Origin of the sequence: Sphingomonas aracearum, assembly GCF_003345355.1 — a bacterium.
Lineage (GTDB): Bacteria > Pseudomonadota > Alphaproteobacteria > Sphingomonadales > Sphingomonadaceae > Sphingomonas > Sphingomonas aracearum.
Genome location: NZ_QQNB01000002.1, coordinates 622,659 through 636,653 on the forward strand (window position 1 = coordinate 622,659; position 13,995 = coordinate 636,653).

The window sequence follows — 13,995 nt, forward strand, 5'->3', positions numbered from 1 at the left end:
TTCATTCCGGTCATCTGATCCGTTCCGTGGTGGCGGCGTTCCAACGCGGCCGGCGATAGCTCCCGGACAAGGCCACCAACCGCCGGTCCTCGCGATGGTAACGCCATCGTTCACCCACTTTCCGCCGGAACGTTCGCGTCCTCAACGGCTTGGCTCCTTACGGGCGATGTGCCCCCGAGCGATGGAGAGCGTATGAACTCGAATCTCATTTCCGCCGTCTTCGACAGCCATGCCGAGGCGGAGCGCGCCGTCACCGCCTTGCGCAGCAACGGTGTGAACGACAGCGCCATCTCGATCGTGGCGCAGCATGACGGCAAGAACACCACCACGGACGGTGGCGGCAACGACACGCAGGAGTTCGTCGGCAAGGTTGCCGCCGGGGCCGGCATCGGCACGCTGCTGGGCATCGCGGCTCTTGCCATCCCCGGGGTCGGCCCGCTCGTGGGCGCAGGGGCGATCGCCGCATCGGCCGTGCCCGGCGCCGCGGTGACCGGCGCGGCCTTGGGCGGCGCGGTCGGCGGCCTGGAAAAGGTGATGACCGATCACGGCGTGAGCCGGGAAGACGCGACCTATTACGAGCAGCATATCGGCAGGGGCGGCGTGTTCGTATCGGTCGACACCAACGCTGCCGGGATCGATCCGGAAGCCGCTGCCGACATCCTGTACGGCGCCGGCGGGCACAGCTCCACGCGGTCGCGCGCGGCAGCGCTCTGACGCTTCAACCCCGGTGGGAGGCGCAGGTTCGGCCTGCGCCTCCCGTCTCACGCGCTGCGATCGAACCCGCTCACTCGAAGCCGACGATGCCGTGGGGCACGTACGGCTCCTCCAGGCGCCTGATCTCGTCGTCGCTCAGGACGATGTTCAACGCCGCCACCGCGTCCTCCAGATGACCCGCCTTGGAAGCGCCGACGATCGGCGCGGAAACGGCAGGGTGTTGCAGCACCCAGGCCAGCGCGATCTGCGCGCGCGGCACCCCGCGCTCCGCAGCGACGGCGGCGACCGCCTCCACCACCTTCCGGTCGGCATCGGCGGTCCGCCGGTAGAGGCTGCTCCCGAACTTGTCCGTGCGCGAGCGGTCGGTGGTCTCGTCCCAGTCGCGGGTCAGTCGTCCGCGGGCCAGCGGGCTCCAGGGAATGACGCCAATGCCTTCCGCCTCGCACAGGGGCAGCATCTCCCGCTCCTCCTCGCGATACAGCAGGTTCACATAATTCTGCATGGTCGAGAACCGCGTCCAGCCGTTCGCGTCGGCGGTGTGGAGCATGGTGGCGAACTGCCAGGCATACATGGAGGAAGCGCCGATATAGCGTGCCTTGCCGGCCTTCACGACGTCATGGAGCGCCTCCAGCGTCTCCTCGATCGGCACCTCATGGTCGAAGCGGTGGATCTGGTAGAGATCCACATAGTCCGTTCCCAGCCGCAGGAGGCTGGCGTCGATCTCCTGCAGGATCGCCTTGCGGCTCAGCCCCGCGCCGTTGGGACCGGGGCGCATCCGGCCATGGACCTTGGTCGCGATCACCACCTCGTCGCGCCGGGCGAACTCCTTGAGCGCACGGCCGACGATCTCCTCCGAACTGCCGTCCGAATAGACGTTGGCGGTGTCGAAGAAGTTGATGCCGAGTTCGATCGCCTGCTTCAGCAAGGGGCGGCTCTTCTCCTCGTCCAGCGTCCATTCGTGATTGCCGCGGCCGGGATCGCCATAGGTCATGCAGCCGAGGCACAGCCGCGAGACGTCGAGGCCGGTATTGCCGAGTTTCCGATATTCCATGCTGCTGTCTCCCGCGCCTGGCCTTGTTGCCGGCGGCTTCTTCCCCCCTACGGCAGAGCGCCGCATCGGTTCCGTTGGTTCAGCGGAGGAAAGGCAGCCCCGTCGGACGAGGTGGCTTTGGCGCCCTAGTGGACGAAGCGCGCGGTGGTCTTCGCCGCGACCTCGTCCGCCGTGACGCCCGGTGCGCATTCGATCAGCCGGAACGGCGACTGGTGGTCGGGCCGCTGGAACACGGCAAGATCGGTGACGATCATGTCCACCACGTTCCGGCCGGTCAGCGGCAGCGAGCATTCGGGCAGGAACTTGGGCGTGCCGTCCCTGGAGGTATGCTCCATCACCACGATGATCTTCTTGACGCCGGCGACCAGGTCCATGGCGCCGCCCATGCCCTTGATCATCTTGCCCGGGATCATCCAGTTGGCGATGTCGCCGTCCTGGCTCACTTCCATCGCGCCCAGCACGGTGAGGTCGATATGTCCGCCGCGGATCATGGCGAAGCTCTGGTCCGAACCGAAATAGACCGATTGCGGCAACTCGCTGATCGTCTGCTTGCCGGCATTGATAAGGTCGGGGTCCTCCTCGCCCTCATAGGGAAAGGGACCGATCCCAAGCATGCCGTTTTCCGACTGCAGCGTCACAGTAACGCCGGCCGGAATGTGGTTGGCCACCAGCGTCGGAATGCCGATGCCCAGGTTGACGTAGAAGCCGTCCTGCAGCTCGCGTGCGGCGCGGGCGGCCATTTCGTCGCGGGTCCAGCCCTTTGCATCCCCAGCCATCAGGCGGCCTCCCTCTTGCGCGTGGTGCGGAACTCGATCTTCTTGTCGTATGGCGCGCCCAGGATCAGCCGGTTCACGTAGATGCCCGGCAGATGGATCTGGTCCGGATCGAGCGCGCCCACCGGCACGATCTCCTCCACCTCGGCGACGCATACCTTACCGGCGGTGGCCATCGGCTGGTTGAAATTGCGCGCCGTCTTGCGGAACAGCAGGTTGCCGCTCTCGTCCGCTTTCCAGCCCTTGATGATCGACAGGTCGGCGCGGATGCCGCGTTCCAGGATGTAATCCTCGCCGTCGAACTGCTTCACTTCCTTGCCCTCGGCCACCAGCGTGCCGACGCCCGTCCTGGTGTAGAAGCCGGGAATGCCTGCGCCGCCGGCGCGGCACCGCTCGGCCAGCGTGCCTTGGGGACAGAACTCCACCTCCAGCTCGCCCGACAGATACTGCCGCTCGAACTCCTTGTTCTCGCCGACATAGGAGGAGATCATCTTCTTCACCTGCCGCGTGCGCAGCAGCTTGCCGAGGCCCTCGCCGTCCACGCCGGCATTGTTGCTGGCGATGGTCAGCTCCCTGGTGCCGGCATCGCGGATCGCGTCGATCAGGCGCTCGGGGATGCCCGACAGGCCGAAACCGCCGGCGCAGATCGTCATGCCGTCGAACAGCACCCCGTCGAGGGCGGCGGCGGCATCGGGATAGAGCTTTCTGGTCATGCGGCAACTCTCCGGCAGTTGCGGGTCGAGGGATGGAAAGCGGGTCGCATCATGGCGCCGCCATCGTCAAGCGCCGGCGTGATCCGCGCCGAACATCCGGATGATGCCGGAGAAGTCGCTGCCGCCCTGCCCTTGCTCCACGAACGCGTCGTACAGCTCCCGCGCGCGGTCGCCCATCGGCGTGCGCGCCCCGGCGTCGGTCGCCGCCGCCGCGGCGAGGCGCAGGTCCTTGAGCATCAGCGCCGCCGCGAAGCCGCCTTGATAGTCGTGGTCGGCCGGGCTGTCCGGCCCGACACCCGGCACCGGCGTGTAGGTGTTCATGGACCAGCTTTGTGCGGTGGAAACGCTGGCCACGTCGAAGAACGCCTGCGGGTCGATCCCCAGCTTGCCGGCGAGCGCAAACGCCTCGCACGTCGCGATCATGGTGGAGGCAAGCACCAGGTTGTTGCACATCTTCACCGCCTGCCCCGCGCCGTTGGCGCCGACATGGAACACCGCCTTCCCCATGTCGGCCAGGATCGGCTGCGCACGGTCGAACGCCTGCCCGCTGCCGCCGACCATGAAGGTCAGCGTACCTGCGTTGGCCGCGCCGATGCCGCCCGAAACCGGCGCATCGATCGCCAGCAGCCCGGCCGCCTGCGCCTGCTCCGCCACCCGCCTCGCCGTCGCGACGTCGATGGTCGAGCTGTCGATCAGCAGCGTCCCCGGCGCGGCGCGGCCGAACACGCCATCGGCATAGACGCTTTCCACATGCGTGCCGGCCGGCAGCATGGTGACGATCGCCTCGGCGCCCTCGATCGCCTCGGCCACGTCCCCTGCCGCCAGACATCCGGCGTCCGCCGCGCGCGCCAGCGCCTCGCCGCTCAGGTCGAACGCGCGAACGTCATGGCCCTTCCCGGCGAGGTTGGCGGCCATGCCGCTGCCCATGTTGCCCAGCCCGATAAAGCCGATCCGTGCCATGTTCTCTCTCCCGAATGGCGCTTGCTGCGCCTTATTTGCCGGTCCACGCCCCCGGGCGCTTTTCCACGAAGGCCGCCATGCCTTCCTTCTGATCCGCCGTGCCGAACAGGCCGTGGAAAAGCCGCCGCTCGAACTGCACGCCGGCGCTGAGGCTGGTCTCGAACGCGGCGTTGACCATCTCCTTGTTCGCCAGCACCGCCAGCGGCGCCATGCCGGCGATCGTCGCTGCCGTCTTCACCGCTTCCTCGACCACCTCCGCGGCCTGCACCACCCGGCTGGCGAGCCCCGCGCGCTCCGCTTCGGCGGCGTCCATCATCCGGCCCGTCAGGCACATCTCCATCGCCTTCGCCTTGCCTACCGCGCGCGTCAGCCGCTGCGAGCCGCCCATGCCGGGAGAGACGGCCAGCTTGATCTCGGGCTGGCCGAACTTCGCGTTGTCCGCCGCCAGGATGAAGTCGCACATCATCGCCAGCTCGCACCCGCCGCCCAGCGCATAGCCGGACACCGCGGCGATGATCGGCTTCCTCGTCCGCGTGAATCGGTCCCAGCCGGCGAAGAAGTCATGCGCGTACATGTCGGCAAAGCCCTGGCTCTGCATTTCCTTGATGTCCGCGCCGGCGGCGAACGCGCGCTCGCTGCCGGTCACCACCGCACAGCCCTGTGTCGCGTCCGCATCGAACGCCGCCATCGCCGCCAGCAGGTCGTCCAGCACCTGGCTGTTCAGCGCGTTGAGCGCCTGCGGGCGGTTGAGCGTCACCAGCGTGACGGCCTCGCGCCGCTCGACCAGGATCGTCTCGTAGCTGCTCATCATGCTTCTCCGTTCACCGTGCCGGCTGCCATGCCTCGCCCTCGCGTAAGGGGGCAAAGATCTGGTCGATCAGATGGTCGCTGACGTCCTCGGGCGTGGCCGGGTTCCAGTTCGGCGCGTGGTCCTTGTCCACGATCACCGCACGGACGCCTTCGAGGAAGTCGTGCCGCTGCACCACGCGGGCGCCCACCGCATATTCCTGCCGCATCTCGTCTTCGAACGTCGCCATGCGGGCGCCGTCGCGCAGCAGCTTCAGGCTGACCTTCATCGCCTGCGGCGACTTGGTGCGCAGCGTCGCCAATGTCTCGCGCGCGAAGTCTGACGCGTCCGCTTCCAGCGCCGCAAACACGTCCTCGAGCCGGTCGGACGCGAACAGGCGGTCGATCTCGGCTGCATGGTCGAGCAATGCCGGTCCGCCCGCTTCATTCTCGCGGTCGAGCAGGGCCGCCTCCATGCCGCCGGGATCGCCGACGATCCGCGCCTTCAACTCGCCAAGACGATCCGCAGGAACGAAGTGCGTTGCGAGACCCAGCGCCAGGCACTCTGCGCCATCCAGCCGGTACCCGGTGAGCCCAACATACTGCCCCACCCGCCCCGGCAGGCGCGACAGATACCAGCCGCCGCCCACATCCGGGAACAGTCCGATGCCCGTTTCCGGCATCGCGAACTTCGTGTTCTCCGTCGCCACGCGATAACGGCAGGGCAGCGCGATGCCGACCCCGCCGCCCATGGTGATGCCGTCCATGAACGCGACGATCGGCTTGGCATAGGTGAACAGGCGATGGTTCAGCTGGTATTCCAGGTGGAAGAACGCTCGCGCCGCGGCGCCGTCACCCCTCCCACTTTCCGCCAGCATGCGGATGTCCCCACCGGCGCAGAAACCGCGCGACAGCTTGGGGTCGCCGTCCGGATCGGGCGCATGGTCGAGGATCACCGCCTCCACCGCCGGGTCGCTGCGCCAGGCGGCCAGCGCTGCGAGCATCGCCTCGCACATGGCGGCGTTCAGCGCATGGAGAGCGCGCGGCCGGTTCAGCCGCAACCGGCCGACGCGCCCCTCGACGGAGACGAGGACGTCGCTCGAAACATCGCTCACTGGCGCGTCAGCTCCCGTCCGACGATCATGCGCATCACCTGGTTGGTGCCCTCCAGGATCGAATGCACGCGCAGGTCGCGCCAGAAGCGTTCGATCGGATAGTCCATCAGGTAACCGTAGCCGCCATGCAGTTGCAGCGCACGGTCGACCACCGACGATCCGGTGTCGGTCGCCAGCCGCTTGGCCATGGCGGCGAAGCGCGTGCGGTCGGGAGCACCCGCCGTCACCTTCGCGGCTGCCGCGTAGAGCAGCATGCGCGCCGCCTGCAGCTCGGTATCCATGTCCGCCAGCGTGAACTGCGTGTTCTGGAAGTCGGCAATCGGCTTGCCGAACTGCTGGCGATCCCTGGTATAGCGGATCGCCTCGTCCAGGCAGCGCTGCGCGCCGCCCAGCGAGCAGGCGCCGATGTTCAACCGCCCGCCGTCCAGCCCCATCATCGCGATGCGAAAGCCCTCGCCTTCCGCCCCGACCAGGTTCTCGGCCGGCACGCGCACGCCGTCGAAGATCACCTGGCGCGTCGGCTGCGAATGCCAGCCGAGCTTGCGCTCGTTCGCGCCGAAGCTGACGCCCGGCATGTCGCGCTCGATCACCAGCGCGGAAATGCCCTTGGGGCCCTCCTCGCCGGTGCGCACCATGGTGACATAGACCTCGTTCTCGCCGCCGCCGGAGATGAACTGCTTGGAGCCGGTGACCACATAATGGTCGCCGTCCTTCACCGCCTTCGTCTTAAGCGCTGCCGCGTCCGAGCCAGAGGACGGCTCGGTCAGGCAGTAGCTGGCGAGCTGGTCCATCGTGACCAGGGCCGGCAGGTACTTGGCCTTGACGGTCGGCGAACCGAACCGGTCGATCATCCACGACGCCATGTTGTGGATGGAGATGAACGCGCTGGTGGAGGGGCAGCCATAGGCCATCGCCTCCATGATGAGCGCCGCCTCCAGCCGCCCCAGGTTGATGCCCCCGGACTCCTCCGACACGTAGATCGCCGCAAAGCCGAGTTCGGCCGCGGCCTTGATCGTCTCGCGCGGGAAGATGTGCTTCTCGTCCCACTCCCCCGCAAACGGCGTGATGCGATCCGCGGTGAAGCGGCGCGCGAGCTCCTGGATCTCGCGCTGGTCGTCGGTCAGGTCGAACTGGTCGGTCATCACTTGCTATCCATGGCGGGGTAGAACGGCGCAGCAAAGCCGCCGCGCCGTCGAAGGATCAGCCCATCGTCGGGATGACGAACGCATCCTGGATGCGGGACGGGCCACCATCTTCCGACCCGCGCGGCAGGTCGCCGCCGGACAGGCCGAAGCCGTCCGGCCAGCGCTGGGTCACGGTCTTGACCTTGGTCCAGAACTTGACGCCCTCCATCCCGTGCTGGTTCGTGTCGCCGAATGCCGAACGCTTCCAGCCGCCAAACGTATGGTAGGCGACCGGCACCGGGATGGGCACGTTGATCCCGACCATGCCGACATTCACCCGCGCGGCGAACTCGCGGGCGGCATGGCCGTTGCGGGTGAAGATCGCAACCCCGTTGCCGTACTGGTGCTCGCTGGGCAGGCGGACCGCGTCCTCGAAGCTGGCGGCGCGCACGATCTGGAGGACCGGCCCGAAAATCTCTTCCTTGTACGCGCTCATGTCCGGCGTGACATGGTCGAACAAAGTGGGGCCGACGAAGAAGCCTTCCTCATGCCCCTGCAGCGTGAAGCCGCGGCCATCGACCACCAGCTCGGCGCCCTCGTCCACGCCGGCCTGGATCCAGTTCTCCACCCGCGCCTTGTGCGCCGCGTTCACCACCGGGCCGTAATGCGCCTCGGCATCGGTGGAGACGCCGACCCGCAGCGCCTGGATCGCCGGGATCAGCTTGTCGCGCAGCCGGGTCGCCGTGGCCTCGCCCACCGGCACCACCACCGGCAGCGCCATGCATCGCTCGCCCGCCGAGCCGAACGCCGCGCCGGCAAGGTCCGCCACCACCTGGTCGAGATCGGCGTCCGGCATGACGATGCCGTGGTTCTTCGCGCCGCCCATCGCCTGCACGCGCTTGCCCGCCTCCACGCCACGGCGATAGACATAATGCGCGATGTCGGACGAGCCGACGAAGCTCACCGCGTTGATCGCCGGATGGTCGAGGATCGCGTCCACCATCTCCTTGTCGCCGTGCACCACCTGCAAAATCCCCTTGGGCGCACCGGCCTCCAGCATCAGCTCGGCCAGACGAACCGGCACCGAGGGGTCGCGCTCGCTGGGCTTCAGGAGGAAGGCATTCCCGGTTGCGATCGCCACGCCGAACATCCACATCGGGATCATCGCCGGGAAGTTGAACGGCGTGATGCCCGCGCCGATGCCCAGCGGCTGGCGCATCGAATAGACGTCGATGCCCGGCCCCGCGCCCTGCGTGTACTCGCCCTTGAGCACATGCGGAATGCCGCAGCAGAACTCGATCACTTCCAGCCCGCGCTGGATATCGCCCTTGGCGTCCGCGATCACCTTGCCGTGCTCGCTGGACAGCAGCTGGGCGAGCGCGTCCATGTTCGCCTCGACCAGCTCCTTGAAGCGGAACATCACGCGGGCGCGCCGCTGGGGGTTGGTCGCCGCCCAGCCGGGCTGTGCCTTTTGCGCGGCCGCGATCGCCGCCTCGAGATCGGCAGCGGTGCCCAGCGTCACCTTGGCCTGCACCTTGCCCGTGTTCGGATCGTAGACGTCCGACGTGCGGCCGGCGCCCGCTTCGGCCGCATGGCCGGCGATTAGGTGGTCGATATTGCGCACGACACTCTCTCCTGTTCTTGACTCGGGAGCCTGATCGACTGCTTGCTGTCCGGCAACGTACAAAAACGCAGCCCTGAGCTGCAAGGATGCAGCCGATGCGCTGGGACGAACTGCAGGACTTTCTCGCCATCGCCCGCACGGGGCAGATCGCCCGCGCCGCCGAGCAGCTCGGCGTGGACGCGACCACGATCGGCCGGCGATTGCGGCGGCTGGAGGCGCGACTCGGCCAGGTCCTGTTCGAGCAAACCCGCCAGGGCCAGGCGCTGACGGAAGACGGCGAGCGGCTGCTGCGGCATGTGGAAGGCATGCAGCAGATGGCGGACCGGATCGCCGCCTCTGCGCGGGCGACCGGCGGGCTGGCCGGCGTCCTGAAGGTCAGCGTGTCCGAGGGGTTCGGCAGCTGGTTCATCGCCCGCCACCTGCACGATTTCGTGGAGCGCCACCCCGGCCTTACCGTGGAACTGGCCGCCAATAACGGCTTCCTGAACCCGTCGCGTCGCGAAACCGATGTCGCGATCATGCTCGCACGGCCCCAGGCAGGGCCGGTGGTCAGCGGCAAGCTCACCGATTATCGGCTCAGCCTCTACGCCGCGCCCGCTTACCTCGCGCGCTGCGGCGTGCCGGCCGATGCCGCCGCACTCGCCACCGGGCACCGCCTGATCGGCTATGTGCCCGATCTCCTGTATGCGCCCGAACTCAATTACCTGGACGATCTGCTTCCCGGGCTGACGGCGAACGTGCGCAGCTCCAGCATCAACGCGCAGCACCGGATGATCGCCTCCGGGCTCGGCATCGGCGTGCTCCCGCGGTTCATCGGCGATTTCGACGCCGAGCTGACGCCGGTCCTCCCCGCGCTCGCCTTCAGCCGATCGTTCTGGATCGTCACCCACCGCGATACCCGGCAGTTGCAGCGGGTTCGCGCGTTCCGGGCCTGGATCCTCGAAACCGTCGCCAGGCGGCGCGGCGACCTGACCGGCCGGGAGGCGCCACCGCCCCCCTGACCGGCCCGCCGTTTGTTTCAGGCGCCCTGCCGATCCGCCGCATGGAGGCGTTGCTCCAGTGCCTCCTGCTGGTGCAGCAGGGCAGCCGGCAGATCGGCGCCGAAACCTTCCAGATAGGCGCGGTTCCGCTCGGCTTCCTCTGCCCAGCCATCGGCATCGATCGAGAACAGCAGCTCCGCATCACCTGCCGGCATGTCGAGTCCGTCGAGGTCGATCGAGCCCCCGGCCGGAACGAAGCCGACGGCCGTTTCCCGTCCCCCGGCATCGTTATGGAGCCGCTCGACGATCCACTTCAGCACGCGCGCATTGTCGCCGAAACCGGGCCACAGGAAGCGCCCGCCCTCGTCCTTGCGGAACCAGTTCACCATGAAGATGCGCGGCAGCACGCTGGGGTCCGATGCAGCCGAGGCGCCCAGACGCAGCCAGTGCCGGAAGTACTCGGCCATGTGATAGCCGCAGAACGGCAGCATCGCGAACGGGTCGCGGCGCAGCTCGCCCAGCTTGTTCTCCGCCGCCGCGGTGCCTTCGGAGGCCATGTTGGCGGCCATGTAGACGCCATGTTCCCAATCGAACGCTTCCGTGACCAGCGGCAAGGTGGTCGAGCGCCGCCCGCCGAACAGGATGGCGGAGATCGGCACGCCCTCCGGTGCGTTCCACTCCGGCGCGATCGCCGGGCATTGCGCGGCCGGGGTGGTGAAGCGCGAGTTCGGATGCGCCGCGGGGGTGGAGGACGCCGGTGTCCAGGGCCGTCCCTGCCAGTCGGTCAACTGCTCGGGCGCCGGCTTGCTCAGCCCTTCCCACCACACGTCGCCTTCGGGCGTCAGCGCGGTGTTGGTGAAGATCGTGTTCGCGGCCAGCGTCTCGATGGCGTTGCGGTTGGTCGCCGGCGACGTGCCGGGCGCCACGCCGAAGAACCCGGCCTCCGGGTTGATCGCGTAGAGCCGGCCATCCTTGCCGAAACGCATCCAGGCGATGTCGTCGCCGATGGTCTCCGCCTTCCAGCCGGGGATGCTCGGCTCCAGCATCGCCAGGTTGGTCTTGCCGCACGCGCTGGGAAAGGCCGCCGCGACATAGGTCACCGCGCCTTCCGGGCTGGTGAGCTTCAGGATCAGCATGTGCTCGGCCAGCCAGCCCTCGTCACGCGCCACCACGCTGGCGATGCGCAGCGCCAGGCATTTCTTGCCGAGCAGCGCATTGCCGCCATAGCCCGAGCCATAGGACCAGATCTCGCGCGTTTCGGGAAAGTGGACGATCCACTTTTCCTCGTTGCACGGCCAGGCGACATCCTCCTGCCCGTCGGTCAGCGGCATGCCGACCGAATGGACGCAGCGGACGAAAAAGCCGTCCTCGCCCAGCATCTGCAGCGCTTCGGCGCCCATGCGCGCCATAATGCGCATGGAAAGCACGACATAGGCGCTGTCGGTGATCTCCACCCCGATCATGCTCTTGTCCGAGCCGATCGGGCCCATGCAGAACGGCACCACATACATGGTCCGCCCACGCATGGAGCCGGCGAACAGGCCGTGCAGCCGCTCGCGCATCTCGCCCGGCTCGATCCAGTTGTTGGTCGGCCCGGCGTCCGCCTCCCGCTCGGAACAGATGAAGGTCCGGCTCTCCACCCGCGCCACGTCGCGCGGGTCGGAGCGCGCATAAAAGGAATTCGGCCGCAGCTCCGGGTTCAGCTGCGTCAGGGTTCCACCCGCGACCAGCTCCGCCGTCAGTGCGTCCCACTCGGCCTGCGACCCGTCGCACCAGCGGATCGCGTCGGGCTGCGCCTGCGCGGCGATGCTCGCCACCCAGTCCAGCAGCGCCCGGTGGCGCGTCGGCGCCTGATCGTACGCGCTTTGCGTCGAAGGGTGGAAAAGCATGCGGCATCCTCTCGCCTGTTTCGCCGACGATTGGCCCGAGCACGGCGGCGACTCAAATTGGATTACCGGAAGGGCATAAGCTGTGGTTAAAGGTTCCGGTGGAAACGGTGTACCAGCTCAACTTCCGCCACCTGCGGCTGCTCGGCACCGTAACGCAGGAAGGCACGCTCAGCGCCGCCGCCCGCGCTGCGGGCATTTCGCAACCGGCGCTGACCCAGGCGCTGGCCAAGCTGGAGGCGGCGTTCGGCGTCCAGCTGTTCGAGCGGACGCCCAGCGGCGTGGTTCCCACATCCGGCGGGCGGCGGATCGCGCGGCGTGTGCTGCGCGGCACGGCCCAGCTCAGCCGCTCGCTGCACCGCGCGGCGGGCGGCACGCAGCGCGTCGGCCTCGACCATTACCTGACCAGCGCGCATGTCCGCGGCCTGCTCGGCCTGGCGGAAGGCGGCAGTTTCCAGCGCGGGGCGGAGCTTGCGCAGGTTTCCGTTCCCGCCCTGCACCGCGCGGTCCGCGATCTGGAGCGGCTGGTCGGCCGCGCGCTCGTGGAACGCCGCGGCCGCGGGGTCGGGCTGAATGCCGCCGGATCGAAGCTGGCGAACGGGTTCGAGCTGGGCGTGGCCGAACTGGCCACCGCACTGGACGAAGGCTCGGTGGGCGGCACCCGCCTGGCGATCGGCGCCATGGCGCTGTCCCGCTCGCTGCTGCTGCCCACTGCGCTTGCTGACCTGTTGGTGGACGCACCGAACATCCAGGTGGACGTGGTGGAAGGCTCCTACCTGGAACTGGTGGAGCTCCTGCGCAGCGGCCGCATCGACGTGATGGTCGGCGCCCTGCGCGACTCGCCCGCCCGCGATCTGCACCAGCAACCGCTGTTCGCCGACAAGCTGACGATCATCGGCCGCGCGGATCATCCTCTGGCCGGCGGAGTGGCCGGCTTCGAACAGCTTGCCGACTATCCGTGGATCGTCGCCCGCCGCGCCTCCGGCCTGCTGGAACGCTGGCAGAGCATGTTCGACGATGCCGGCAAGGCGCGTCCGCAGGCACCGATCCAGTGCGGCTCCGTGGCGCTGATCCGCGGCATGCTGGTGCGCAGCGACTTTCTGACGCTGCTGTCGCCCGATCAGGTGGCGGCGGAAATCCATGCCGGCACCCTTACCTGCATCCGCTCCGTGGTGCCCGATACCGAGCGCCTGATCGGCGCGATCACGCGGCGCGACTGGTATCCGACCGCGTTGCAGGAGCAATTCATGGCGGCGCTGCGGGCGAGCACCGCGTCACTGGGCAGCTGAGCCCCCTCAGCCCAGCATGTCCTGCAACGCAGGCGACAGATGCTCGCGCGCCTGCCCGCCCTCGGTGCCGACCATCCTCGCGGCGAGCCCCAGCTCCCCGGCCAGCGCCATGCCCTGCTCGACACCGAGCACCGTCAGGGCAGTAGCCCAGCCATCCGCCTCCATGGCGCGCTCGTGCACGACGCTGACCGAGATGACCGCGGGCGGAAGCGGGCGGCCGGTGCGCGGGTCTAGCGTGTGCGCGCCCCGCACATAGTCGCCCGACGTGGCCACTGCGAGGTCGTGCAAGCCGATCCGCAAGGGCGGAAGCACGACGCCCGGCGGCGCTTCCAGGTCGACCCACCAGGGCTGACCATCCGGTCGCAAGCCGCGCCCGACCAGTTCGCCGCCGATCTCGACCAGCACGTCCTCTGCGCCTTCGTCCCGCAGGCAATCGGCGACGGCATCCACGGCGAAACCCTTGCCGATGCCCGACAGGTCGAGCCACAGCCCGCCCGGCTGCTGCACGCGGCGCATCGCGCGGTCAAAGGCGAGCCGGTGCCAGCCCCCCTGCCCTCGCGCCGCGTCCAGCGTGGCGGGGTCCGCCGGCGCATGCACCTTCTCCGCACCATATCCGAGCAAGGCGGCCGCCCGGCCCAGCGTCGGGTCGAAGGCGCCGCCACTGCGCTCGGCGAGGGCGAGCGCCGCGGCGAGCACGGTGGCGAAATCCGGCGGCAGGCGCGTCCAGCTGCCGGCCTGCGAGCGGTTATACTGATCGAGCACGGAGCCGGGATGCCACTGGCTCATCTCCCCGACGATCCGCGCCAGTCGCTGCTCCACCACAGCGCGCAAGCGACCGGCGTCCAGGCCCGCCCGCGCGGCATAGCGCACCTGCCACCCGGTGCCGAGCGCTTCGCCGGCGATGCGGGCGACGGGCACTGCCGGGTCGCCCCGCCGCAAGGCAGCGGTGCAGACCCGCGCGGGCAAGGCGACGCGCATGT

The 13,995-nt window shown here is 68.7% G+C and carries 13 protein-coding genes; 3 read left to right on the plus strand and 10 right to left on the minus strand.

Annotated elements, in window-relative coordinates; genetic code table 11:
• The first annotated feature begins 192 nt into the window (after nt 1-192).
• Nucleotides 193-714, plus strand: a complete 522-nt coding sequence (locus tag DVW87_RS10290; protein ID WP_114687682.1) for a hypothetical protein — start codon at nt 193-195, stop codon at nt 712-714.
• A gap of 70 nt (nt 715-784) precedes the next feature.
• Here DVW87_RS10290 and DVW87_RS10295 read toward each other — a convergent pair whose 3' ends face one another.
• From DVW87_RS10295 to DVW87_RS10330, 8 genes are all read right to left on the minus strand, one after another.
• Nucleotides 785-1,765 carry an aldo/keto reductase gene (locus DVW87_RS10295; protein ID WP_114687683.1) on the minus strand — a complete coding sequence of 327 codons (981 nt, stop codon included), beginning with the start codon at nt 1,763-1,765 and terminating at the stop codon, nt 785-787.
• A gap of 125 nt (nt 1,766-1,890) precedes the next feature.
• Nucleotides 1,891-2,541, minus strand: coding sequence for a CoA transferase subunit B (locus DVW87_RS10300; protein ID WP_114687684.1), 651 nt, complete (start codon nt 2,539-2,541; stop codon nt 1,891-1,893).
• The gene (locus tag DVW87_RS10305) at nt 2,541-3,251 is read right to left on the minus strand and encodes a CoA transferase subunit A (RefSeq protein ID WP_114687685.1); all 711 of its coding nucleotides are present in this window, start codon (nt 3,249-3,251) and stop codon (nt 2,541-2,543) included. The genes DVW87_RS10300 and DVW87_RS10305 overlap by 1 nt, the downstream gene beginning before the upstream one ends.
• 66 nt (nt 3,252-3,317) lie before the next feature.
• On the minus strand, nt 3,318-4,211 hold the full coding sequence (gene mmsB, locus DVW87_RS10310) for a 3-hydroxyisobutyrate dehydrogenase (RefSeq protein WP_114687686.1): 894 nt from the start codon (nt 4,209-4,211) through the stop codon (nt 3,318-3,320).
• Between the two features lie 31 nt (nt 4,212-4,242).
• The gene (locus DVW87_RS10315) at nt 4,243-5,019 is read right to left on the minus strand and encodes an enoyl-CoA hydratase (protein ID WP_114688183.1); all 777 of its coding nucleotides are present in this window, start codon (nt 5,017-5,019) and stop codon (nt 4,243-4,245) included.
• 13 nt (nt 5,020-5,032) lie between these two features.
• Entirely contained in the window at nt 5,033-6,112 is a 1,080-nt protein-coding gene (locus DVW87_RS10320) for an enoyl-CoA hydratase/isomerase family protein (RefSeq protein WP_114687687.1), read from the minus strand.
• Nucleotides 6,109-7,254 carry an acyl-CoA dehydrogenase family protein gene (locus DVW87_RS10325; protein ID WP_114687688.1) on the minus strand — a complete coding sequence of 382 codons (1,146 nt, stop codon included), beginning with the start codon at nt 7,252-7,254 and terminating at the stop codon, nt 6,109-6,111. Before DVW87_RS10325 ends, DVW87_RS10320 begins: the two co-directional genes overlap by 4 nt.
• Nucleotides 7,255-7,312: 58 nt before the next feature.
• Nucleotides 7,313-8,860 carry a CoA-acylating methylmalonate-semialdehyde dehydrogenase gene (locus DVW87_RS10330; RefSeq protein ID WP_114687689.1) on the minus strand — a complete coding sequence of 516 codons (1,548 nt, stop codon included), beginning with the start codon at nt 8,858-8,860 and terminating at the stop codon, nt 7,313-7,315.
• Between the two features lie 86 nt (nt 8,861-8,946).
• Between DVW87_RS10330 and DVW87_RS10335 the strand changes: the two genes are divergently transcribed.
• Nucleotides 8,947-9,861, plus strand: coding sequence for a LysR family transcriptional regulator (locus DVW87_RS10335; protein ID WP_114687690.1), 915 nt, complete (start codon nt 8,947-8,949; stop codon nt 9,859-9,861).
• A gap of 17 nt (nt 9,862-9,878) precedes the next feature.
• Here the strand turns inward: DVW87_RS10335 and DVW87_RS10340 are convergent, their stop codons facing one another.
• Nucleotides 9,879-11,729, minus strand: a complete 1,851-nt coding sequence (locus DVW87_RS10340; RefSeq protein WP_114687691.1) for a phosphoenolpyruvate carboxykinase (GTP) — start codon at nt 11,727-11,729, stop codon at nt 9,879-9,881.
• 98 nt (nt 11,730-11,827) lie between these two features.
• Between DVW87_RS10340 and DVW87_RS17790 the strand changes: the two genes are divergently transcribed.
• A complete protein-coding gene (locus tag DVW87_RS17790) occupies nt 11,828-13,015 on the plus strand; it encodes a LysR family transcriptional regulator (protein ID WP_181814797.1) in 1,188 nt (395 codons plus the stop codon).
• 6 nt (nt 13,016-13,021) lie between these two features.
• Here DVW87_RS17790 and DVW87_RS10355 read toward each other — a convergent pair whose 3' ends face one another.
• A complete protein-coding gene (locus DVW87_RS10355; RefSeq protein WP_114687692.1) occupies nt 13,022-13,993 on the minus strand; it encodes an FAD:protein FMN transferase in 972 nt (323 codons plus the stop codon).
• Nucleotides 13,994-13,995 lie beyond the last annotated feature (2 nt).